The sequence below is a fragment of the Nocardia sputorum genome, assembly GCF_027924405.1.
Classification (GTDB): Bacteria; Actinomycetota; Actinomycetes; order Mycobacteriales; family Mycobacteriaceae; genus Nocardia; species Nocardia sputorum.
Genome location: NZ_AP026978.1, coordinates 1,432,035 through 1,455,430 on the forward strand (window position 1 = coordinate 1,432,035; position 23,396 = coordinate 1,455,430).

The 23,396-nt window shown below is 70.8% G+C and carries 10 protein-coding genes; 3 read left to right on the forward strand and 7 right to left on the reverse strand.

The features are described from left to right. Positions 1-147: 147 nt before the first annotated feature. The 6 genes from QMG86_RS06480 to QMG86_RS06505 all read right to left on the reverse strand — a co-directional run bounded on the left by QMG86_RS06480 (position 148) and on the right by QMG86_RS06505 (position 17,957). The gene (locus QMG86_RS06480; protein ID WP_281878286.1) at positions 148-966 is read right to left on the reverse strand and encodes an ABC transporter permease; all 819 of its coding nucleotides are present in this window, start codon (positions 964-966) and stop codon (positions 148-150) included. Then, positions 966-1,787, reverse strand: a complete 822-nt coding sequence (locus QMG86_RS06485) for an ABC-2 transporter permease (protein WP_281878288.1) — start codon at positions 1,785-1,787, stop codon at positions 966-968. The genes QMG86_RS06480 and QMG86_RS06485 overlap by 1 nt, the downstream gene beginning before the upstream one ends. Beyond that, positions 1,784-2,770, reverse strand: a complete 987-nt coding sequence (locus QMG86_RS06490) for an ATP-binding cassette domain-containing protein (protein WP_281878290.1) — start codon at positions 2,768-2,770, stop codon at positions 1,784-1,786. The genes QMG86_RS06485 and QMG86_RS06490 overlap by 4 nt, the downstream gene beginning before the upstream one ends. Then, on the reverse strand, positions 2,767-16,068 hold the full coding sequence (locus QMG86_RS06495; RefSeq protein ID WP_281878291.1) for a non-ribosomal peptide synthetase: 13,302 nt from the start codon (positions 16,066-16,068) through the stop codon (positions 2,767-2,769). The genes QMG86_RS06490 and QMG86_RS06495 overlap by 4 nt, the downstream gene beginning before the upstream one ends. Before the next feature lie 197 nt (positions 16,069-16,265). Continuing rightward, positions 16,266-16,727 carry an AMP-binding protein gene (locus QMG86_RS06500; RefSeq protein WP_281878292.1) on the reverse strand — a complete coding sequence of 154 codons (462 nt, stop codon included), beginning with the start codon at positions 16,725-16,727 and terminating at the stop codon, positions 16,266-16,268. Between the two features lie 138 nt (positions 16,728-16,865). Further along, the gene (locus QMG86_RS06505; protein WP_281878294.1) at positions 16,866-17,957 is read right to left on the reverse strand and encodes an ABC transporter substrate-binding protein; all 1,092 of its coding nucleotides are present in this window, start codon (positions 17,955-17,957) and stop codon (positions 16,866-16,868) included. Between the two features lie 151 nt (positions 17,958-18,108). Here QMG86_RS06505 and QMG86_RS06510 point away from each other — a divergent pair, with 151 nt between their 5' ends. Further along, a complete protein-coding gene (locus QMG86_RS06510) occupies positions 18,109-18,693 on the forward strand; it encodes a hypothetical protein (RefSeq protein ID WP_281878295.1) in 585 nt (194 codons plus the stop codon). A 75-nt stretch (positions 18,694-18,768) separates the two neighbouring features. On the opposite strand, the gene QMG86_RS06515 is transcribed toward QMG86_RS06510, so the two are convergent. Further along, a complete protein-coding gene (locus QMG86_RS06515) occupies positions 18,769-19,575 on the reverse strand; it encodes a VOC family protein (protein WP_281878297.1) in 807 nt (268 codons plus the stop codon). Between the two features lie 618 nt (positions 19,576-20,193). On the opposite strand from QMG86_RS06515, the gene ctaD reads away from it, so the two are divergent. Both ctaD and serB read left to right on the forward strand, forming a co-directional pair. Then, positions 20,194-21,936: an aa3-type cytochrome oxidase subunit I gene (ctaD, locus tag QMG86_RS06520; RefSeq protein ID WP_084488664.1), complete on the forward strand. Its 1,743-nt coding sequence runs from the start codon at positions 20,194-20,196 to the stop codon at positions 21,934-21,936. Positions 21,937-22,131: 195 nt separating this feature from the next. After that, a complete protein-coding gene (gene serB, locus QMG86_RS06525; protein WP_159838464.1) occupies positions 22,132-23,349 on the forward strand; it encodes a phosphoserine phosphatase SerB in 1,218 nt (405 codons plus the stop codon). Positions 23,350-23,396: the final 47 nt, after the last annotated feature.

The window sequence follows — 23,396 nt, forward strand, 5'->3', positions numbered from 1 at the left end:
TGCCAGGCCGAGATCGTGCTCGTGCGCCCCTTCGTGTCGTGCGCCCACTGGCTGTGCCTTTCGTTCGTCGAGATCGTCCTCCGCGACGGTAGGCATGGGCGCTCGTGACCGGCTGGGTCCGCGCTGGGAGTTCGCTGTGACCGGGGCTCAGCGCCTGCTGGCCCGGCGATAGCCGATGGTCGCGGGCACCGCGAAGAGCACGATCGCGCCGAGCGACCAGACGACGGTGAGCGTGAGCGGTCGCGCGAGCGGTCCGCCGAAAGCGAGCGCGCGCATCGCGTCGACCCCCACCGACATGGGCTGGTTGTGGACCACCGGCTGGATCCACTTCGGGAAGGCCACCAGCGGGACGAAGCCGGTGCTGAAGAACATCATCAGCGATGTGAGGATGGTGATGCCCTCGACCAGCGTCGATTTCGCCGTGAACACCGCGACGGAGGTGACGATGGTGGCGAAGGCGAGGCCGAACAGGACCGGCAGGAACAGGAAGGCGATCGCCGCCGCGACGCCTTGGTGGAACCGGAAACCCAGTACCGAGCCCACCAGGACGACCGCGAGGGTGCAGACGAAGATGCGGCAGCCCTCGGCGAGCACCCGAGAAGCCAGACCGGAAGCGCGGTGCACGGGCAGCACCCAGAAGCGGGCGAGCAGACCCGCGTCGCGTTCGCGGCCGAGCAGCACGCCCCCCGCCACCGCCCCGGACAGCGCGCCCACCAGGGCGACCATGGGTACCGAGCCGTACAGCGCGCTCTCACCCGTGAACTTCTGGATCTGCCCGCCGATCACGGTGTTCAGCATGATCAGCAGCAGGCAGGGGATGATCAGCGTCTCCAGCAGCGTGACCGGATTACGCGCCCAGCGCAGCAGCAGGCGCTGGGTCTGGATCAGCGTGTGCGCGACCAGCGCCGACACCGACACTTCCGAGCCGGTCCATGATTCGTGCCCGCGATCCGCCAGCAGCGCCATCATGCCCTCCTCGAGCTCAGCCGGATCGACAGCGGAACGCAGACGACCAGGATGCCGAGCGCCCACGCCAGCGGCGGCCCCAGCAGCGACAGACTCAACTGGCCCGCGTTCGGTCCGCTGTCACCGGCGAACGCGCGCAACGCGATGGCCCACTGGGACACCGGCTGATTGCGCACGAACGGCTGGACCCAGGCCGGGAACTGGCCGGCGGGCGCGATCCCGGTGGACAGCATGCCGAAGATCAACGGCGGCAGCACCAGCGCCTGCGCGGTCGCCTCGGGATTGCGCGACACGGTGCCGATGACGTCCCCGCCCCAGATCAGCGCGAGCCCGATGAGCAGCGAGAACAACACGAAGCCGATCGTCTCCGCGGTCCCGAGATAGAAGCGGAATCCGATGACGTGGCCGCAGATCAACGCGGTGATCAACCCGATGGCCAAGCGGAAGACGCTGCCGGACAGGCGCGCCGTCACCGGTACCAGCGGGCCGATCGGCATCGAGCCGAAGCGCCGGTTGAGCCCGGCGACGGAGTCGGTGGCGGCGCGGAAGGCCGCCGAGACGGCGGTGAACGCGGCGGCCTGCAGCACGACCAGCGGCATCATGTACTGCGCGTAACTGCTGAATCCGGTGCCGATGACAGTCATGATCGTCTTCAGCGGAATGTAGAAACTGGCGGTGAACGTGGCGGGCGCCAGCACCGAGGTGAGCACCTCGCCGCTCTGCACCGACGGCACGATCAACCGGGTGGTCAGCACCCACCACTGTTGTGGCCGCAGCGGCGCCGCCCGGGTCTGGCTCAGCCAGGTCGCCGCCGCCGTCACGAGACGACCTCCGGGCGCGAGAAGTCCTCCGTGGTCGCCAGATGCCCGGTGAGCTGGAGGAATACGTCGTCGAGCGAGGGGCGGCGCAGCGCGACGTCCACGAGGTCGACGCCCGCGCTGTCCAGCCGGCGCAGCGCCTCCAGCAGTGTCTTCGAACCGTCCGGGGCGGGTATGGCGATCCGGTCGGAATCCGGGCCGAGCGCGTCCCGATTCTCCCGGGGCAGCAGCGAACCCAGGGCGGCGGCGATGGCGGGCAGGTCCTTCAGGTTCAGCGGCACCACCTCGCAGTAGCTGCCGCCGGTGCGCGCCTTCAGTTCGTCGGCGGTGCCTTCGGCGATCACCTTGCCGTGATCGATGACGATGATCCGGTCGCTGAGCGCGTCGGCCTCCTCCAGGTACTGGGTGGTGAGCAGGGTGGTGATGCCGGCCTTCTTGAAGCCGGAGACCAGATCCCACACCCCTTGCCTGCTGCGCGGATCCAGCCCGGTGGTCGGCTCGTCCAGGAACACCACGTCGGGCCGGACGACCAGGCCGCAGGCGATGTCGATCCGCCTGCGCATGCCGCCGGAGTAGGTGCCGACCTTGCGGGCCGCCGCGCGCTCCAGATCGAACTCGGCCAGCAGTTCGTCCGCGCGGGCGCGGGCGGCGCGCTTGCGCAAGCCCATCAGCCTGCCGAACATCACCAGGTTCTCGTAGCCGCTGAGCATGTCGTCCAGCGCGGCGTACTGCCCGGTCAGCATGATGCTGCGGCGCACCGCCGCGGGCTCGGCCACCACGTCGTGCCCGGCGACGGTGGCGCGGCCGCGGTCCGGCCGGATCAGCGTCGACAGGACGTTCACCGTCGTGGTCTTGCCCGCGCCGTTCGGTCCGAGGATGCCGAGCACCTCGCCCGGCTCCGCCGCGAAATCCACTCCGCGCAACGCTTTCACCGTGCCGAAGGATTTCTCGATCCCTTCGACGACGACCCCTAGGTCGGAATTCATCCTCGGCCTCCCAGATGTGCATCGAGCACGCGCGCGATGACCGGCAGCACGTGCGGCGCTGTCAGTTCGTCGTGGGTTGCCTCGATGTCGTGATTGATGATCTCGCCGGTCACATACGGCCCCCAGCCATCGGGACCGAAGATGTCGGAAGTGTCGATGACCGCGCTGAAGTACACGATGTCGCCGTCGAACACCGGACGGCGGTAACCGGTCCTGGTTCGCGCGGCGGCGTTGTACGAGCCGGCCATCCGCTCCAGCGTGGCCGCGTCGATCAGCGAGACCCCGCCGAGCCGTTCCCGGATCAGATCCGCCGCCTGCTCCGCGGTCGCGTCCGCGGGAACGTCGTGGATGCCGAACACCGCGCCGAATGCGTTCACGAACGAGCCCGCGGTGAGCCGTTCGATGCTGTCGCCGTCGATGTCGGCGGTGTCGGCGTCCAGCAGCGCGACCACGCCCACCTCCGCGCCCTCGGCCTTCAGCCGCGCGGCCGCCGCGTGGGCGATCAGGCCGCCGAACGACCAGCCGAGCAGGTGGTAGGGCCCCTCGGGTTGCAGGGTCCGGATCTCGCGCACGTAGCGCTCGGCGAACTCCTCGATCGAGCGGGCGGGCGGTTCATGGCCGCCGAGGTCGGGCGCTTGCAGCCCGTAGATCGGGCGGCCGGGCGCGAGCGCGTCGGCGAGTCCCAGGTAGGTCCACGACATTCCGGATGACGGGTGGATGCAGAACAGCGCCGGTTCGTCGCCGCCGAGGCGGATCGGCAGCACCACGTCCAATCCGAGCCCGCCCGCCGCCGGAACGGGCGGCGCCGCCGTGGCCGCCGCTTCTTCCTCGGCGGCGGTGCGGGCGGCCGGGGTCTCGGCGAAACGAGCCGCCGCGTGCAGCGTCTGGATCCACAGCTCGGCCAGTTCGGTGACCTCGTCCTCGTCGAGCAGAGTGGACGGGAAGCCGAAGCTCGCCCGCAGCCGGTCACCGATCACGACGGCGTTCACGTCGATCGCCGATTGGAGCGGCACGCCCGGGTCTTCGGCGACGTGCACGTCGCCCAGTTCGTCGGTCGGCAGCCAGCCCAGGCCCTCCAGCCCGGCCGGGATGTCGCCGGTGGAGTAGCGGCCCAGGTAGTTGAAGCCGACTCGGCCCGGCAGACGTTCCGGCAACTGCCGCGCGGTCTCGGCGTTGAGATAGCGCAACAACCCGAAACCGATGCCCTTGTCCGGCACCGCGAGCAGTTGGTGTTTGACGGCGCGGATCGCCTTACCCAGCGCGGGCCCACCGGCCAGCGCGTCGTCGACGTCGATTCCGGCCAGGTCCAAGCGCACCGGGTAGATGCTGGTGAACCAGCCGATGGTGCGGGAGAGATCGGCGCCGGGCACCACTTCCTCCTGGCGGCCGTGACCTTCCAGCCGCACCAGCGCCGACGGGTCGCTGCCGCGCCAGCGCACCAGCGCCAGCGCCAAGGTGGCCAGCAGCGCGTCGTTGACGCTGCCGTGGAACAAGCCGGGCAGGGTGGTCAGCAGCGCGGTGGTGACCTCCGCGGACACGTCCCGCTCGACCATGCGCAGCGTGCCGGTCCGGTCGACGGCGGGATCGAGTTCCCGGCCGCCGATCACCGGATCGGGGGCGGCGAGCACGTCGTGCCAGTACGCCAGTTCGGCGACACGTTGTTCCGAGCGCGCCTCGTCGGCCAGCGCGTGGGCCCACCGCCGCATCGAGGTCCCGGTCTCCGCGAGCACGGGTGTGCTGCCCGCCGACACCTGCGCCCACGCGGCCACCAGGTCCGGCACCAGGATGCGCCAGGACACCCCGTCGATCACCAAATGGTGCGCCAGCACGATCAGCCGGCCCGGGCGGGTGCGCGCGCCCGCGTCGCCCACCGGCTCCAGCCAGATGAATTGCAGCACCGTGCCCGCGGCCGGATCGAGCCGGTCGGCCGCGGCGTCCAGTTCGGTCATGGCGAACTCGTGCAGGTCGATCGGGTCGACGGCGGTGCATTCGAGGCGGTGCACCAGCGCGTCCACGTCCACGGAGCCGGCCGGGCCGACCAGCAAATGGGGGCCGTCGCCGTCGGTCACCAGCCGGGCGCGCAGCATGTCGTGCCGGTCCACCGCGGCCGAGAGCACCGCGACGATCTGCGCGCGCTCGATGCCGACCGGCAGCTCCAGCACCGCGGTCTGGGCGAAGCGATCGTAGTTCCCGCCGCGGTGGAGCATGTAGTGCACGATCGGCGTCAGCGGCAGCGCACCGACACCGCCGCCGGGCAACTCGTCCAACGTCGCCACGGTGCCCGCGGCGTCGGCGGCCGCGGCCAGCGCCGCCACCGTGCGGTGCTCGAACACTTGCAGCGGGGTGCAGGTGATGCCCTGTTGCTTGGCGCGCGAGACCAGCTGGATCGCCAGGATGCTGTCGCCGCCGAGCGCGAAGAAGGAATCGTCGGCGCCCACCCGCGGCACTCCCAGCAACTCGCCGAAGATGGTGGCGAGCTGCTGTTCGGTCGGCGTGACCGGCGCGCGGTATTCGGTGCGGTCGGCGACGAACTCCGGTGCGGGCAGCGCCTTGCGGTCGAGCTTGCCGACCGCGTTGAGCGGGATCTCGTCCAGCACGACGAACGCCGCGGGCACCATGTAGCCGGGCAGGATGTCGGCGGCGAAGGCGCGCACCTTCGCCACGTCGAGCTCGGACCCGGGCGTGCGCACCAGGTAGGCGGCCAGCGCGGTCGCCCCGGTGGGGCCGGGCACGCCGAGGGTCACCGCGAAGTCCACGCCGTCGGCGCGGCCGAGCACCGCGTCGATCTCGCCCAGCTCGATCCGCTGTCCGCGCACTTTGACCTGGAAGTCGGTGCGGCCCAGATACTCCAGTTCCGGCCCCGCCTCGCCGCGGATCCAGCGCACCAGATCGCCGGTGCGGTACATCCGCTCACCCGGCGCGCCGAACGGGCCCGCTACGAACCGGGCGGCGGTGAGGGTCGCTCGCGCGTGGTAACCGCGCGCCAGCGCCGGTCCGGCGAGATACAGCTCGCCCGCCACGCCGAACGGGACCGGGCGCAGCCGGTCGTCCAGGACCAGTACTTGCGCGCCCTGCACCGGTGTGCCGATGGACACCGGGACGCCCACCTCCAGCGGCGCCGAACCCGTCGCCCAGATGGTCGATTCGGTCGGACCGTACAGGTTGACCAAAGTGCGCCCGGTGGCCCAGCGCTCGACCAGTTCGGCGCCGACCGCCTCGCCTGCCACCGCGAGCACCCGGACGCTGGTCACTTCGGCGGGATCGAGGGTGGCCAGCGCGGACGGCGTGATCACCATGTGGGTGACCTGCTCGGTGCCGATCAGCTCGGCCAGCGCGCTGCCGCCGAACACCTCCGGCGGCGCCACCACCGACGCGCCACCGGAACCGAACGCCATGATCGCCTCGAACACCGACGCGTCGAAACTCGGCGACGCCACCTGCAGCACCCGGGAGTGCTCGTCCAAGCCGAGCGAATCCTGTTGCGCCGCGACGAGATCGGCGAGGCCGCGATGGGAGACCGAGACGCCCTTCGGTGTGCCGGTGGAGCCGGAGGTGTAGATCATCCATGCCGCGTTGTCCGGCCGGACGGGTCCGGGCAGTTCGCGCTCGTCCACGGGGCGGCTGCTCGCGGCGCTCCACCGCTCGACCAGGGCGAGGTCGTCGAGCACCAGCCAGTTCGTGCTGTCGGGGAGCATGGGCCGCAACGCCGCGAGGGTCAAGCCGAGGGTCGCTCCGGAGTCGGTGAGCATGTGGTCGATGCGCTCGACCGGGTGCTTAGGATCCACCGGCAGGAACGCCGCGCCCGCCTTCGCCGCGGCCCACATCCCGGTGAGCAGTTCCGCCGAGCGCGGCAGGCCCAGCGCGACAACGGTTTCCGGTCCGCCGCCGGACTCGAGCAGGACCCGGGCGAGGCGATTGGCGTGCGCATCGATCTCGGCGTAGGTGGTGATGTGCCCGCCGACCACGAGGGCGACGCGATCCGGGTACCGCCGCGCCGTCTCGGCCAGCAGGTCCGGCAGCGTGATGGTCGCGGCGGGCGCGGGACCGCGTACCGGCACCAGCGTCGCGCGCTCGGCGTCGTCGAGGATGTCGATGTCGGCGATGCGGATCTCGGGCCGGGTCAGCGCCGTCGTGAGTACGCGCTGCCAGCGGGTGGCGAACGCGGCCATCGTCGCCTCGTCGAACAGATCCGTGGCGTAGGTCAGCACCGCGTCGATGCCCGCCGGACCGCTGTCGGCGAAGCGCTCCCGCAGATCCAGGGTCAGGTCGAACTGGGAGGCGTCGCGTTCGAAGTCCTCCACCTCGAACCGCAGGCCGGGTAGTTCCAGCACCGGTTCGACGAAGTTCTGCAGCGATAGCGAGACCTGGAACAGCGGGTGGTGGGCGGTCGAACGAGCCGGATCCAGCACCTGGACCAGCCGCTCGAACGGCACGTCGGCGTGGGCGAACGCGTCCAGGTCGGCCGACCGAACGGTGTCCAGGAACGCCGCGAAGCCCGCGCCCGGATCGACCGGCGTGCGCAGCGCCAGGGTGTTGACGAACATGCCGACGAGTTGGTCGAGCGCTTCCTCGCCGCGTCCGGCGACCGGCGTGCCGATCAGCACGTCGTCGGTGGTGGCCAGGCGTGCGAGCAGCACCGCGAGCGCGGCGTGCACGACCATGAACGGGCTGACACCGTGCGCGGCGGCGAATTCCACCAGCGCTCGGTGCGTCTCGGCGTCGACCGTGAAGCCGAAGTCGGCGCTGTGCATGGTCTGCACCGCCGGGCGCGGCCGGTCGGCGGGCAGTTCCAGCACCTCGGGTGCGCCCGCCAGGGTCTCGCGCCAGAACCCGATCTGGCGCGCGGCCAGCGATTCCGGGTCCGCCTCGTCGCCCAGCACCTCGCGATGCCAGAGCGCGAAGTCGGCGTACTGCACCGGCAGCGGGACGCGGGTGGCGTGCCCGCCGGAGGCCCGCTCGGAGTAGGCCGCGACCAGGTCGGCGGCCAGCGGCGCCATCGACGCGCCGTCCGCGCTGATGTGGTGCACCACCAGCACGACGACGTGCACCGGCGGCGTGGCGGCCGCGATCGCCTCCGGTCCCGCGGCGTAGCTCGACGCCACCGGCGCCGACCCGGCGACGGGTGCGGACGAGACCGGCGCGGCGCCGGTGGACGGAGCCGACGCCACCGGCGCGGCGGTCGGTGCGGGCTCGGCTCCGCCGTGCAGGCGGAACAGGCCCACCCGCAGCGGCGGCTGGGCGGCGAGGTCGAATCCGGTTCCCGCCAGCTCGGTGATCCGCTCGCGCAGCGGCGCGCCGTCCTCGGTGTCGATCACCGGCATCGCGGGCACGGCCACGTCCGCGTCCACCACCACCTGACGCGGACCCTCCGCGTCGGTGGGATAGAGCGTGCGCAGGCTCTCGTGCCGGTCGACCACGTCGACGAGCGCCGCGCGCAGCGCCTCGACGTCCAGATCTCCGGTGAGCCGCAGCGCGACCGCGATGTTGTAGGCGGGCGAAGCCGGATCCATCCGGTTGAGCACCCACATGCGCTGCTGCGCGGGCGACAGCGGCACGCGATCCGGCCGGATCCGCGGCGCGAGGGCGAACCGGCCGGGCTCCGCGCCGGTGGCGGGCACCACCCGGGCGGACAACTGGGCCACGGTCGGCGCGTCGAACAGATCGCGCAGCGCGATCCGCGACCCCAGCGCCGCGTTCACCCGCGCCACCACCTTCGTCGCGCTCAGCGAATTGCCGCCGAGTTCGAAGAACGACTGGTCGACGCCGACGCGCTCGCGATCGAGCACCTCGCCGAACACGGCGGCCACCGCCTCCTCCACCGGCGTGCTCGGCGCGAGATAAGGCCGATGGTCCTCCGCGAAGTCCGGCACCGGAAGGGCTTTGCGATCCAGCTTGCCGACCGGCGTGAGCGGAATGGTGTCCAGCACGACGAGGTAGCCGGGCACCATGTAGCCGGGCAGCTCGGCGGCCACCTGCGCGCGCAGCCGCTCGACGTCCAGCCGCGCGCCCTCGGCGGGCAGCACGTAGGAGACCAGCACGGTGGTGCCGGCCGGGCCGGTGCGCCCGATGGTCACCGCGTACTCGACCTCGTCGTCGCGGGAGAGCACCGCGTCGATCTCGCCCAGCTCGATGCGCAGGCCGCGGATCTTGACCTGGAAGTCGCTGCGGCCCAGATACTCCAGCTCGTAGCCGTCGCCGTGGTCGACCCAGCGCACCATGTCGCCGGTGCGGTACATCCGCCCGCCGGGTGCGCCGAAGGGGTCGGCGACGAACCTGCTCGCGGTCATCTCGTACCGGTTGAAGTAGCCACGCGCGAGCGCGGGACCCGCCAGGTACAGCTCGCCGGGCACGCCCACCGGCACCGGACGCAGCCAGGCGTCCAGCACCACGGTGGCCGCGCCGCGGATCGGTCCGCCGATCGTGATCGGCTCGCCGGCGACGAGTTCGCCCGGCCCGGTGGCCCAGATGCTGAACTCGGTGGGGCCGTACAGATTCACCATCCGCCTGCCCGGCGCCCACCGCTCGATCAGCTCCGGCGTCGCCGCCTCGCCCGCGACCGCGAGCACACGCAGCTGGTCCAGTCCGGCGGGTTCCATGGTGGCCAGCGCCGACGGCGTGATCACGGCGTGGGTGACGCGCTGGGTGCGCAGCAGCGTTTCCAGTTCCGTCCCGCCGTAGACGTCCGGCGGCGACACCACCAGCCTGCCGCCCGCGCCGTGTGCGGTGAGCAACTCGAACACCGAGGCGTCGAAGCTCGGCGAAGCCACCTGGAGCGCGCTGGCGGTGTGGTCGAGTCCGAGCGTCTCTCGTTGCGCCGTAACAAGATTCGCGATGCCGCGGTGGCTGAGCAGCACGGCCTTCGGCTTGCCGGTGGAGCCGGAGGTGTAGATCAGGTACGCGGTCTGGTCCAGGTCGATCGGCCCGCCGCGCTCCTCGTCGGTGATCGGCGCCTCGGACACGGTCATCACCCGCCGGATGGTGTTGAGGTCGTCGAGCAGCAGCCAGTCGATCGTGCCGGGCAGCGTCTCGCCGGTCGCGGTGACCGTCACGCCGATCGGGGCCTTCGAATCGCTGAGCATGTGCTCGATGCGTTCCACCGGGTAGTTCGGGTCCAGCGGGGCGAACGCCGCGCCGGTCTTGGCCAGCGCCCACACCGCGACCACCGATTCCAGGGAGCGGGTGAGCGCCAGCACGACGAACACCTCGCGCCCGACGCCACGGCGCAGCAGCACCCGGGCATAGCGGTTGGACCAGGCGTCGAGTTCGCGGTAGGACATGGTGAGCGCGCCGGCGCTGATCGCGATCGCGTCCGGATCGATCCGCGCGCCCGCCGTGAGCAGTTCGGGCAGCGTGGCCTGCGGCACCGACTCCGGGCCCCGCACCGGCACCAGTGCGGCGCGCTCGGCGTCGTCGCAGTACTGCAGCTGGGACACCAGCGCGCGCGGGTTGTCCGCGAGCTGGGTCAGCAGCCGGACGAAGCGATTCAGCAGCGGCCGCGCCTCCTGCTCCGGAAGCTGATCGGCCATGTACTTCAGCGTGATCCGCAACGTGTCCCGGCCGTCGTCGCCGCGCAACGGGATCACCATGAGGTTCAGCGGATACGGCGTCGCGTCGGTGCCTTCCACGTCGAGCACCCGCATGCCCGCGATGTCCAGCGCCTGCGACAGCGCTTCGCGATCGATCGGGTAGGACTCGAACACGGTGAGCGTGTCGAACAATTCGGCCAGCCCGACCGCCTGGTGGATGGCGGCCAGCCCGACGTGCTGATGGTCCATCAGCCGCGCCTGCTCGGACTGCACGCGCGCGAGCAGGTCGGTCACCTTCTCCGCCGGATCCAGGCGCACCCGCACCGGCAGCGTGTTGATGAACAGGCCGACCATCTCCTCGACCCCGCCCAGTTCCGGCGGCCGTCCCGAGACGGTGCCGCCGAACACCACGTCGGTGCGGCCGGTGAGCATGGCCAGCAGCATCGCCCACGCGGCCTGCACCAAGGTGTTCACCGTCGCGCCCGCCTCCCGGCCCGCGGTCTCCAGCCGGGCCACGGTGTCGCGGGAAAGATCGGCGGAGATCATGCCGGTCTCGGTCGATTCGATGCCCGCGAGGGTGGGGACCGCGCGGGTCGGCGTGTCGATGCCGGCCAGCGACTCGGTCCACGCCGCGAGGGATTCGGCGTCGTCCCTGGTCGCCAGCCAGGTCAGGAACTCGCGGTAGGAGTGCGCGGGTGGCAGGGCGGCGGCGTCACCGTCGGTGACGTAGAGGGTGAGCAGCTCGCGCACCAGCAGCGGCGTCGACCAGCCGTCCAGCACCAGGTGGTGGTTGGTCAGCACGAAACGGTAGGTGTCGGAGGCGATTCGGATGAGCGTGCAGCGCAGCAGCGGGGGACGGGTGAGCTCGAACCGGGTGCGAGCATCCAGCGCGATCAACCGATCGGCCTCCCGATCGCGCTCCCGAACGTCGGCGATCCCGGTGAGATCGGCTTCCCGCCATTCGATCTCGGCGTCGGCCAGGACGAGCTGGCGCGGACCGTCCTCGGTCTCGACGAAGGCGACGCGCAAGTTCTCGTGCCGGGTGACCAGAGCCTGCGCGGCGCGGCGCAAGCGGGCCGCGTCGACGGTCCCGGCCAGGGTGAGCAGCGACTGCACCGTGTAGCCGTCGGCGGTGTCGGAGTCGTACAGCGCGTGGAAGAGCAGCCCGTACTGCAGCGGCGAGAGCGGCCACACGTCGGCGATGTTCGGGTAGTCGCGCTCCCAGGCGTCGATCTGCGCCTGGGTGACGGTGACCAGGTCGAAGTCCGACGGGGAGCGTCCGCCCGCGCGCGCGGAAGCGGCGTGCCCGGCCAGCGCGCCGAGCGCCTGCTCCCACAGCGCGGCGAGTTCGCCGAGATCGGTCTCGTCGAACAGCCGTCCGGCGTAGGCCCAGGTCACCTCGAGACCGGCGTCGGTGAGCACGGCGTTGATGTCCACCGCGGCGGCCAGCGGCGCGCGGTCGTCCTGGGTGGCGGCGAACCGGCGCGGCAGCCACGGCTCGGCCTCCCCGCCGGTGGACGCGCGGCCGAGGTAGTTGAAGCTGATCTGCGGGGTCGGCGCGCCCGCGAGCGCCGCCGCGGTATCCGGGACCAGGTAGCGCAGCATGCCGAACCCGATGCCCTTGTCCGGGAGGGCGCGCAGCTGTTCCTTGGTGGCTTTGATCGCGGCGCCCGCCGCGTCCCCGCCCGCGAACGCTTCGGCCACATCGATGCCGGTCAAGTCCACCGCGACGGGGTAGACGCTGGTGAACCAACCCACCGTGCGCGCGACATCCGCGCCCGGCAGGACGCTCTCCGCGCGGCCGTGGCCCTCCAGCGTGAACAGTGCCGAGGTTCGCCCGCGCCACCGGGCCACCGCCAGCGCGAGCCCGGCCAGCAGCACGTCGTCGGCGCCGCAGTGGAAACGATCCGGTGCGGTGGCGAGCACGGTGTGCGCGATGCCGGCGGGCACGACGGTCGTCAGATGCGCCATGGAACCCACCACGTCGAGAGCCGGGTCCATCGGCGCGGAGCCGAGCGCGGGATCGGGCGTGGCCAGAACGCGTTGCCACAGCGGCAGCTCGCCGGTGCGGGTGGCCGCGTGCTCGCGCTGTCCGTGCGCCCAGCGCCGGAAGGACGTGCCGACCGGCGCGAGCTCGGCGCCCAGCGCGGCGGTGGCCAGATCCGGCAGCAGGATGCGCCAGGAAACGCCGTCGGTGACCAGGTGGTGCAGCACCAGCCACAGCAGCGGCGCCGCACCGGGGCGCTCGATCCATACGAAACGCGCCATCACGCCCGTCTCCGGGGCGAGCTGGTCGGCGGCGCGCTGCAGCGCACGCTCGCAGGTCGTCTCGAGGTCCGTGTCCGCGGTCACGGCTTCCAGCAGGGCGCCCGCGTTCACCGCGCCTGGCTCGGCGACCACCCAGCTCCAGCCGTCGCCGGTGTGGCGCAGCGTCGATCGCAGCAGGTCGTGCCGGTCGAACAGGGCCTGGAGCGCGGCGACCAGACTCGCGCGTTCGCTCTCGGCGGGCAGCTCGATCAGCACCGCTTGGGCGAACCGTCGCCAGGCGTCACCGGTCTCGAGCATCGCGTGCACGATCGGGGTGAGCTCCACCTCGCCGACTCCGCCGCCGGGCAGCTCGTGCACCACGCCGGTCGGCACGTCGGTGGCCACCGCGGCCAGCGCCGCGACGGTCTTGCGCTCGAAGACATCCCGCGCGCCGAACCCGAGTCCGGCCGCCTTCGCCCGCGACACCAGTTGGATGGAGACGATGCTGTCGCCGCCGAGCGCGAAGAAGCTCTCGTCCACGCCCACCGATTCCAGGCCGAGCACCTCCGCGAACAGCGCGGCGAGCGTCTCCTCGCGTGGTGTGGACGGCGGCCTGCTCGTGGTGGTGCGCCCGCCGAACTCCGGTGCGGGCAGCGCCTTGCGGTCCACCTTGCCCAGCGGCGTGAGCGGAAGACTGTCCAGCACCATGATCACCGTGGGCACCATGTAGGACGGAAGCGACTCGCCCGCAGCGGCTTTCAGCGCTTCCGGATGCGGCTGCGTTCCCGGCTTGGGCAGCACGTACGACACGAGAGCGGTCGCGCCGGCGCCGGTTTCGACCCCCAGGGTAAGCGCGAAGTCGACGTCGTGATGGCGTTGCAGGGCGGCGTCGATCTCGCCGAGTTCGATGCGGAAGCCGCGCACCTTCACCTGGAAGTCGCTGCGTCCCTGATATTCCAGTTCCACGCGCCCGTCGTGGCCGACCCAGCGCACGAGGTCGCCGGTGCGGTACATGCGCTCGCCGATCGCGTACGGATTCGCGACGAAACGGTCCGCGGTCAGCCCGTTGCGCCGGTGGTAGCCGCGCGCCACACCGGGCCCGGCGAGGTAGAGCTCACCCGTGGTGCCCGGCGGCAGCGGCCGCAGCCAAGGGTCGAGGACCACGGCCGACACGTCGCGGGCCAGACCGCCGATGGTGACGGGACCGCCGGGCATCAGCGGGGCGCTGAGGGTCACGGTGATGGTGGTCTCGGTGGGGCCGTAGCCGTTCAACAGCCTCCGCCCCGACCACTTCGCCACCAGTTCGGGCGGGCACGCGTCGCCGCCGACGATCACGGTGCGCAGCTCGGGCAGCGTCGCCGGGTCCAGCGATCCCACGACGGCCGGGGTCACGTTGAGGTGCGTGACGCGGTGCGCGCGCAGCACCTGGGCCAGTTCCTCGCCCGCGTACGCCGACGGCGGCACCACGGCCAGCGTCGCGCCCGCCGCGAGCGTCACCAGGATCTCCTCGACCGAGATGTCGAAACTCGGCGATACCGCGTGCGCGACGACGGCGTCCGCGTCGACGCCGAACCCGGCGCCGGAACTCGCCACCAGATTCGCCAGTCCGCGGTGCGAGACGAGCACGCCCTTGGGGAGGCCGGTGGAGCCGGAGGTGTAGATGATGTACGCGACCTGGTCCGGTCGCACCGCGGCGGTCCGATCGGCGTCGGTCAACGGTGCGGCGTCGCGCTCGGCGACCGCCCGCTCGGTGCCCTCGTCGTCGAGGATCAGCCAGGACACCCGATCCGGCAACGACTTCCGCGCGGAGGCGATCGTGATCCCCGCGACCACCCCGCTGTCGCCGACCATGTGCTCGATCCGGTCGGCCGGATAGGTCGGGTCGATCGGCACGAACGCCGCGCCGGTCTTGGCGACCGCGAGCGTCGCCAGCACGGAGCGGACCGACCGCGGGATGGAGATCGCCACGGTGCGCTCGGGTCCGGCGCCCGCCCCGATCAGCACCCGGGCCAGCCGGTTGGTGTAGTCGTCCACCTGGCGGTAGGTCAGCGCGGTCTCGCCTTCCACGAGCGCCGTCGCCAGCGGATCGCGGGCCGCGCCCGCGGCGAGGATGGCGGGCAGCGTGCGCGCCGCGACGCCCGCGGGCCCGCGGGCGGGTGCGAAGTCGGCGCGCTCGTCCTCGGACAGAACCGGCACGCTCGCCAGCGGCGCGTCCGGCCCGGCGGCCAGGAAGCGGTGCAGGAACGACAGGAAGCGCCGGTGCTGGCCGGTCAGCTCGGCGTCGCTGTAGAGATTGCCGTTGGCCTGGAAGTCGATATGCGTGCTCTCGCCGCCGACGCCGGGATACAGGTTGACGAACAGGTCATCGATCAGCCCGGAGGTCAGGACGTGCAACCGCCCGGTGACCGGGCCGAGCTGGATCCTGGTGTCGACCATCATCAGGTTCACCGAGGGGCCGAACGACCCGGCCTCGTCCATCGGCCAGCCCAGATCGCGGAAGATGTCCTCCTGCCGGTAGCGCTGGCGCCGCAGCGCCCCGGTCAGCTCACCCTGGGCCGCCCGGATGACGTCGCCGACCGTCGTGGCCGGCGTCATCCGCAGCCGCAGCGGGACCACGTTGGCGATCATGCCGCCGGAACGGCGCAGCGTCGCGGTGGTGCGCGCGGACACCGGGAGGCTCAGCACGACTTCCGGTGCGCCGGTCATCGCGGACAGGTACGCGCCGAACGCGGCGACCACGGTCGGCGCGACACCGGAGGACACCTGCTCGGCCACCGCGTCCAGCAGGCGCGCGGTCTCGGCGGGCAGCGCGCCCGTGACCCGGCTCGGATGTCCGTCCACGCGCGCGGTGCGCCCGGCCAGGCTCACCGGATCGGCCATGCCGTCCAGGTGCGCGATCCAGTGCTCCCGGTCCGCGCTGAACCGCTCCGAACTGCGGTAGGCCAGATCGGCCTCGACGATCTTGCGCAGGTCCTCCGCCTTCGCCGGCGGCGCCTCGCGGCCCTCCACGGCGGCGTTGTACAGCTCGCCGGTGCGCTGCACCATGGTCAGCGCCCCCATGCCGTCGAGCACGATGTGGTGGATGCGCGAGTACCAGAACCAGCGGTCCGCGCCGACGCGCAGCATGGCGATGCGGACCAGCCGGTCGCGGGTCAACTCCAGCGGCGCCTCGTACTCCGCGCGCATCCACGCGTGCGCGGCCGCCTCCGGGTCGGGTTCGGCGCGGAAGTCGAGCGTTTCCAGGCTGTCGTCGAGGGTGGGGTCGACGAACTGGAACGGATGACCCTCCACCTCGATCAGGCGGAGGTAGCCGGTGCCGAACTCGCGCCCGGCCTGCCGCGCCGACCGCGCGAGCAGGTCGAGGTCGATCGGCCCGGTCAGTTCGACGTATTGGGCGATGGAGATCGGCGTTGCGCCCGCGACGTGCTGGGCGAACCAGATGCCGCGCTGCGCCGCCGACAGGGCGAAGGCTCCGTCGGGGAGAACTGTGTCCGGATTTTTCGCCGAAAGGGAAGGCTGTTGCATGACGTGTCCTACGTTCTGACCGCGGTCGGGCTATCCGGCAATGACCGCCCGTAGCCACCGCGGTAGCGGTAGTACCTGCCGCCGCACAGCACGCGGCAACTCAATTCTGAACCGGCGCGGCCGGCGCTGCGGGGGTATTGCGCACACTGCGCGACCCGAACATCACTGTTCGGGTCGCGGGGGACGGACATGCCCGGTCAGGCGGTCTTCGGAAGCAGATCCAGATCGGCCGCGCGCAGCGGCGCGGCGGAACTGGCCAGGTAGCGCTGCAAGGTGGAGCGCTCGTCCAGCACCAGCCAGGTGATCTCGTCCGCGCGCTCCGGCTGCTGATCCTTGGTGGTGACGCCCACCGGGGTGCCGAGCGCGTAGGAGCGGTCGTCGGTGACCGGGACGGTGATGGCGCCGATCTTGGTGGCGGCCCGCTCGGCCACCACGGACTCGATCGGCTGGTCGATCGCGACCGCGACGCGGGTGCCCGGTCCCGCGCCGATGGCCAGCAGCAGCCGGGCGAGGCGGTTGGACCAGCGATCGAGTTCGGCGTAGGTGAGGTCGCAATCGGCGGCGGACGCCACGACCGCTTGCGGATCGACCCCGGCGACGGACTGCGCTTGCGGCAGGACGTACAGGTTGTCGGCGAGCGAATCGGTCAGCGTGTGCATGTCGTGTCCTCGGGGTCGATTGAGAGGTTCTCGGCGTACCTCTGAATCTCGTCCTCGAGACGGCTTTTCGACAGCAACCCCAGCGCTGGTCCGCGCACTCCCAGGGTGGGGGAAACCTCACCCAAGGGGGTGGGCCGGTCAGTCGGTCACGTAGCCGTTGAGCGTGTTGCGCAGATCGGTGAGCAGGGCGCGGGCGGCGGTGAGGCCCTCGCCGTGCCAGACGCTGTCCTCTACGGCGAACACCCGGCGATCGGTGGCGGCGCCGAGGTCCTTCCAGTCGTCGCCGCGCAGCACCGCCTCGCCGTGCTTCTTGCCCTCCGGGCCCACGAGGATCACATAGATGACGTCGCCCTCCACCTTCGTGGCGAACTCGTCCTCGCGCACGTCGAACGAGGCGCCGCGCTGGGCGGCGGGACGCTGCACGCCCGCGTCGCCGAGCACCTGGCCGGAGAAGCTGTCGCTGCCCTGCACCCGCTCGGTGTCGGCGGTGAACCGGACGACCGACGCCTGGGTCTGGCCCGCTGCCAAGGCGGCGCCGGTGTCGCGCGCTTCGGTTCGGTAGTTCTGCAGTGCGGTCTCGGCCGCCCCGCGCCGTCCCAGACCGGCCGCGAACGCGGCGAACTCGGCCTGCCAGCTGTTGTTCGAGCCGACCAGCACGGTCGGGGCGATGGCCTGCAGTGCGGTGAAAGTCGCTGTGCCGGCGGGGATCTCGCCCAGGATGAGATCGGGGTGCAGGTTCGCGATCCGGGCCGGATCGGGCTGCTCGGCGGTGCCGACGCCGGGGATCTTCAGCACGCCGGTGCCGAGGTAGGCGGGCTGCGGACTCGGCCCGTCCATGGTCACCGTGCCCACGACCCGCTCCCACAGGCCGAGCGCGCAGACCGCGTCCAGCGCGGAGGTGGTGAGCACGACGATGCGCTGCGGGTCGGCGGGCACCTCGGAGACGCCGGCCGCGTGGGTCACGCTGCGGGTGGCCTCACCCGGATCCGGCGCGCTCGGCAGCGCGCACGCCCGGGTGGTGTCACGCTCCAGCCCGACCACTCCCGCGCCCGCGATATTGGTGGTGGTGCGCACGATGGACGCGGAGTCGTCGGTGGTTCCGCCGCATCCCGCCACGAGAATCGCCGCGGCCGCCGCCACGACCGCCCGCCACCGGTGACCGGCCGCGCTGTTCCGATGGCGGATCGCGCGAATTCGGGTGCGTCCATGCATCACGTCGCTCACCGGCATGCGAGTGAGGGTACATGTCGGCGCCGGTCGTCCCGAGGGTGAGGTGGAAGCGGTGGGCGGCCGTATCCCAGAGGTTCTGTGGTTCGCTTGCGCGACCGTGTAATGACTCGAACGGGGGTGCTGTACGCGGATGCGCATACGACGACGCGAGTTGATCGCCGCCGCCAGGCAGGCCGAGGCCGCCATCGAGAACCTGCCAGCGCGATCGCGCCTCGATCTCACGGAGATGGTGCGGTTTTGTGGCCGTGTGCATTGCGGCGAATCCTCCAGTCATGCTCTTGCGGTGCATGCCATCCGCGCACAGCGCACCATCGGAAGCAGCGATGCGGCGGCCATGGATACCCCGTTCGATCGGCTGCGGCTGGAGGCGCTGGACAGCGTGGCCCGGGACATCGAGGGGCTGGACGCGGACACCGTCGACTTGACGCACGCGGACCGGATAGCCGAGGAGCTGACGCGGTTCTTTCAGCAGAGAAAGGTGGCGGGACGCCCGTTGGCGGGGGTTCGCCTGATCTGCCTGAACGAGGCGTACGCGGTCGCCGGACGATATCGGGGCCCGTATCTCGGAGCGCGGAATATCGCCGATATGAGATTGATCGCCGATCCCGAAGACGAGCAGTTCGTCGCGTTGTGCGACGAACTGACTGTTCGAGTCGAAGAATCCGGTAGCTATCCGGTGATCGTCGACAGAATCCGAGAAGCCATGGCGGAGTTCACCAGCGCGAATCCGGTGTGAGACGCCTATGCGCTGGTAACCGTTGGCCCGCAGGAGGGTCCGCCATGGTGGGGAGTCTTGTGCGGGCCGTTCGCGTCACGCGCGGTTGCCGCCGATGCTGAAGCGGGCGCCGGTGGCGTCGCTGACCGCGGACATGCGGCCGTAGGGGGTGTCCTGGGGTGGGGAGAGCACGTTCCCGCCGAGTTCGACGAGCCGCTCGACGGTCTTGTCCACGTCGTCGGCGCCGAAATACACGATCCAGCCCGCGGGGGCGCCCTCGGGCAGGAAAGCCGAGGCGTCCATGACGCCGCCCAGCATCGGGCTTTCGGCGTGGATCGTGGAGTAGCGGAATTCGGGGGCGTCGGAAATGGTGAAGACGTCCGACCAGCCGAACACCTCCCGGTAGAACGTCAGCGAGGCGTCGTAGGCACGGGTGTGCAGTTCGAACCAGGACGGCGCGCCCGCATGCTCGCGCCACTGACCGCCGGAGACCAGGCCCATGGTTTCGAATCCGGGGAACGTCCCGGCTTGCCAGATGCCGACACCCGCACCGCCCACGTCGCCCAGCACGGCCATCGTGCCCAGTTCGCCGACCGCCATCGGCGGCACGACCAGCGACGCCCCCGCCGCGGTCGCCGCGTCGGCGGTGGCCTGCGCGTCGGAACTGGACAGATACACCGTCCACTGTTCCGGGCTGTCGGTGTCGCCGGGCATCCGGGCCATGGCGCCCGCCACCGCGCGCCCGTCCTTACGGAAGGTGACGTACCCGCCGAACTCCTCGCCCGCGCTCTCCGCGGTCCAGTCGAACAGCTCGCGGTAGAACGCGATACTCCGATCGAGATCGGAGCTGTACAAATCGACCCAGCAGGGATCGCCGGGCTTGCTGCTCTTCGGTGTCGTCATCGCTGGTCTCCTGGCTGAGGTGAACTCGTGTCACCGATACAGACGCCCACCGCTCGCGGAACTCATCGGTCCCCGGCGCGACTAGTCCGAGCGACCGATGACCTCAGGTCGCAGCGGAGCTCCGCCGATCGCCGCCCGGCCGGGGCCGCCGATCGCCACTCGCCCGAGGGTCGGCAGGTGCGCCGATCCCGGCCAGCGTCTCGCCTGGAGAGCTGGGTGCGCGGTCGGACGAAATTGTTGGAGGGCGGTCTACTCCGCCGTATCGCTGTCGCCGACCGCCGCCACGGGCACCCGAGTCGGTTTCTGCACCAGCACCGCAATCAACCAACCCATGGGTTGCCGACTACGCGCCAACTCACCGCGACCATGTCTTTCGAGCGAAGCGAGACCGAGCATTGCCCGTTCGCGGCCCGAGCCATGAAGGGGCCGCGAACACGCCGCGCGAAGGCGCGGCAGAACAACACAGCTACGACAGAGAGTAGGACCCGTGCGGTCGGCCCGGGCGCGCCCGGTTTACGATGCCAAGAGCGCAAGCGAACTGTCGTCTGTCCCGACATCGGGGTGGATGCGATCAGCGGAGCCTGCGGAGCGACCTAAAGGCACCTTTCAGGAGGATCAGTGACTGCCGTAGAGCCCCAGCCAGTCCCTCAGTTGGAAGCGACTCGGCCTTATCCGGCTCGGACCGGGCCGAAGGGCTCGTTCATCTACAAGATGGTCACCACCACGGACCCGAAGGTCCTGGGTGTCATGTACCTGACCACGTCGATGGGCTTCTTCCTCATCGGTGGCCTGATGGCCCTGCTCATGCGCGGTGAGCTGGCGCGACCCGGTCTGCAGTTCCTCTCGACCGAGCAGTTCAACCAGCTGTTCACCATGCACGGCACGATCATGCTGCTGTTCTACGCGACCGCGATCGTGTTCGGCTTCGCCAACATCATCCTTCCGCTGCAGATCGGCGCTCCCGACGTCGCGTTCCCCCGCTTGAACGCCTTCAGCTACTGGCTGTACGCGTTCGGCGCGAGCATGGCGACCGCGGGCTTCATCACCCCGGGCGGCGCCGCGGACTTCGGCTGGACGGCGTACGTGCCGCTGACCGACATCCTGCACTCGCCCGGTGTCGGCACCGACCTGTGGATCCTGGGCCTGGCGGTGTCCGGTCTGGGCACCATCCTCGGTGGCGTCAACATGCTGACCACCGTGGTCTGCCTGCGCGCTCCGGGTATGACCATGTTCCGGATGCCGATCTTCACCTGGAACATCGCCGTCACCAGCGTCCTGGTGCTGCTGGCCTTCCCGCTGCTGACCGCCGCGCTGTTCGGCCTGGCCTACGACCGCCATCTGGGCGGCCACATCTACGACCCGGCCACCGGCGGCATCCTGCTCTACCAGCACCTGTTCTGGTTCTTCGGCCACCCCGAGGTGTACATCATCGCGCTGCCGTTCTTCGGCATCGTCTCGGAGATCTTCCCGGTCTTCTCGCGTAAGCCGATCTTCGGTTACACCACGCTGGTCTACGCCACCCTGGGTATCGCCGCACTGTCCATCGCGGTGTGGGCGCATCACATGTACGCCACCGGCGCGGTGCTGCTGCCGTACTTCTCGTTCATGACCTTCCTCATCGCGGTCCCGACCGGTGTGAAGTTCTTCAACTGGATCGGCACCATGTGGCGCGGTCAGCTGACCTTCGAGTCGCCGATGCTGTTCTCCATCGGCTTCATCGTCACCTTCCTCTTCGGTGGTCTGTCCGGTGTCATCCTGGCCAGCCCGCCGCTGGACTTCCACGTCACCGACTCGTACTTCGTCGTGGCGCACTTCCACTACGTGCTCTTCGGCACCATCGTGTTCGCCACCTACGCGGGCATCTACTTCTGGTTCCCGAAGATGACCGGCCGGATGTTGGACGAGCGCCTGGCGAAGTGGCACTTCTGGACGACCTTCATCGGCTTCCACACCACCTTCCTGGTCCAGCACTGGCTGGGCGCCGAGGGTATGCCGCGCCGTTACGCCGACTACCTGCCCAGCGACGGCTTCACCACGCTGAACACGATCTCGACGATCGGCGCCTTCGTGCTCGGCGCGTCGATGCTGCCGTTCCTGTGGAACGTCTTCAAGAGCTACCGCTACGGCGAGGTGGTCACCGTGGACGACCCGTGGGGCTACGGCAACTCGCTGGAGTGGGCCACCACCTGCCCGCCGCCGCGGCACAACTTCTACGAGCTGCCGCGCATCCGCTCCGAGCGTCCCGCGTTCGAGCTGCACTACCCGCACATGGTCGAGCGCATGCGCGCCGAGGCGCACGTGGGCTGGGGCTCGGGCAAGCACGCCACCGAGCTGCACGAGCCGAACGCCCTGGCGAAGTAGGGCGGTTTCGCGCCGGGGCCGGGCAGACGACGTCCGGTCGCGCCGTAGGATTCATCGCGACGAGTGTGCACCCGCTGGTCACCAGCGGGTGCACACTCGTTTGTGGAGATCGTTTGCAGAGATCAGTACGCACCGTGCGTTGCGACAACGACGTCCAGCACAGCGACGGCGAACATCGAACATGGAGCGCATCAGTTGGCCGACACCACCGTCCTCGTCACCGTCACCGGACCCGACCGTCCCGGTGTGACGTCCGTGCTGCTCGCGGCCATGTCCCGGCACCAGGTGAGCCTGCTGGACGTGGAGCAGGTGGTGATCCGGGGCAGGCTGACGCTGGGCGTCCTGGTCACCTGCCCGACCGACGCCGAGGCGTTGCAGGACGAGCTCGAAGAGGCCATGAATACCGTCGGCATGCACGTCGACGTGGAGGTGGACGCGGCGATCGGCAGGCAGCCGATGTCCACGCACGCGGTGGTCATCCTCGGCAGCCCGGTCACCGCGCGCGCGTTCAGCGCGGTGTCGCGGCAACTGGCCGCCTTGGGCGCGAACATCGACACCATCCGCGGTATCGCCGACTACCCGGTGACCGGCATGGAGTTGCTGGTCACCGCGATCGACTCCGGCCCGGACACCGATTCCCGGCTGCGCACGGCGCTGGCCGAGGTCGCGGTGGCCGAGCAGGTCGACGTGGCGGTGGAGCGAGCGGGGCTGGCCCGTCGCGGCAAGCGGCTGATCGTCTTCGACGTCGACTCGACGCTGATCCAGGGCGAGGTCATCGAGATGCTGGCGGCGCACGCGGGCGTGGAGGACGAGGTCCGCAAGGTGACCGAGGCCGCGATGCGCGGGGAGATCGACTTCGCCGAATCGCTGCGGCAGCGGGTCGCGACGCTGGCCGGACTGGACGAGTCGGTGATCGAGGAAGTGGCCGACCGGATCGAGCTGACCCCCGGCGCGCGCACCACCATCCGCACGCTGCGCCGGATCGGTTTCCGCTGCGGCGTGGTGTCGGGCGGCTTCCGGCAGGTGATCGAACCGCTGGCGCACGAGCTGGAACTGGACTTCGTGCAGGCGAACACGCTCGAGGTCGTGGACGGCAAGCTGACCGGCCGGGTCGTCGGCGAGATCGTCGATCGGGCGGCCAAGGCGACCGCGCTGCGCAAGTTCGCGGCCGAGGCCGGGGTGCCGATGGAACAGACCGTCGCGGTGGGTGACGGCGCCAACGACATCGACATGCTCAACGCCGCCGGGCTCGGTGTCGCCTTCAACGCCAAGCCCGCGCTGCGCGAGGTCGCCGACGCGGCGCTCTCGCATCCCTACCTGGACGCCGTCCTGTTCATCCTGGGGGTCACCCGGCACGAGGTGGAGGCCGCCGACGCCAGGGACGGGCTGCTGCGCCGCGTACCGCTGGGCTGATCAGCCGGCCCGCTCGGCGCTCGCCTCGGTAGGCTCGCTGCTGTTGA

Excerpts from the sequence above, each read along its gene's own strand:
- QMG86_RS06490 (WP_281878290.1), bottom strand. The coding sequence starts at position 2,770 with ATGAATTCCGACCTAGGGGTCGTCGTCGAAGGGATCGAGAAATCCTTC.
- QMG86_RS06495 (WP_281878291.1), bottom strand. The coding sequence starts at position 16,068 with ATGCAACAGCCTTCCCTTTCGGCGAAAAATCCGGACACAGTTCTCCCC.
- QMG86_RS06500 (WP_281878292.1), bottom strand. The coding sequence starts at position 16,727 with ATGCACACGCTGACCGATTCGCTCGCCGACAACCTGTACGTCCTGCCG.
- QMG86_RS06505 (WP_281878294.1), bottom strand. The coding sequence starts at position 17,957 with ATGCCGGTGAGCGACGTGATGCATGGACGCACCCGAATTCGCGCGATC.
- QMG86_RS06480 (WP_281878286.1), bottom strand. The coding sequence starts at position 966 with ATGGCGCTGCTGGCGGATCGCGGGCACGAATCATGGACCGGCTCGGAA.
- QMG86_RS06515 (WP_281878297.1), bottom strand. The coding sequence starts at position 19,575 with ATGACGACACCGAAGAGCAGCAAGCCCGGCGATCCCTGCTGGGTCGAT.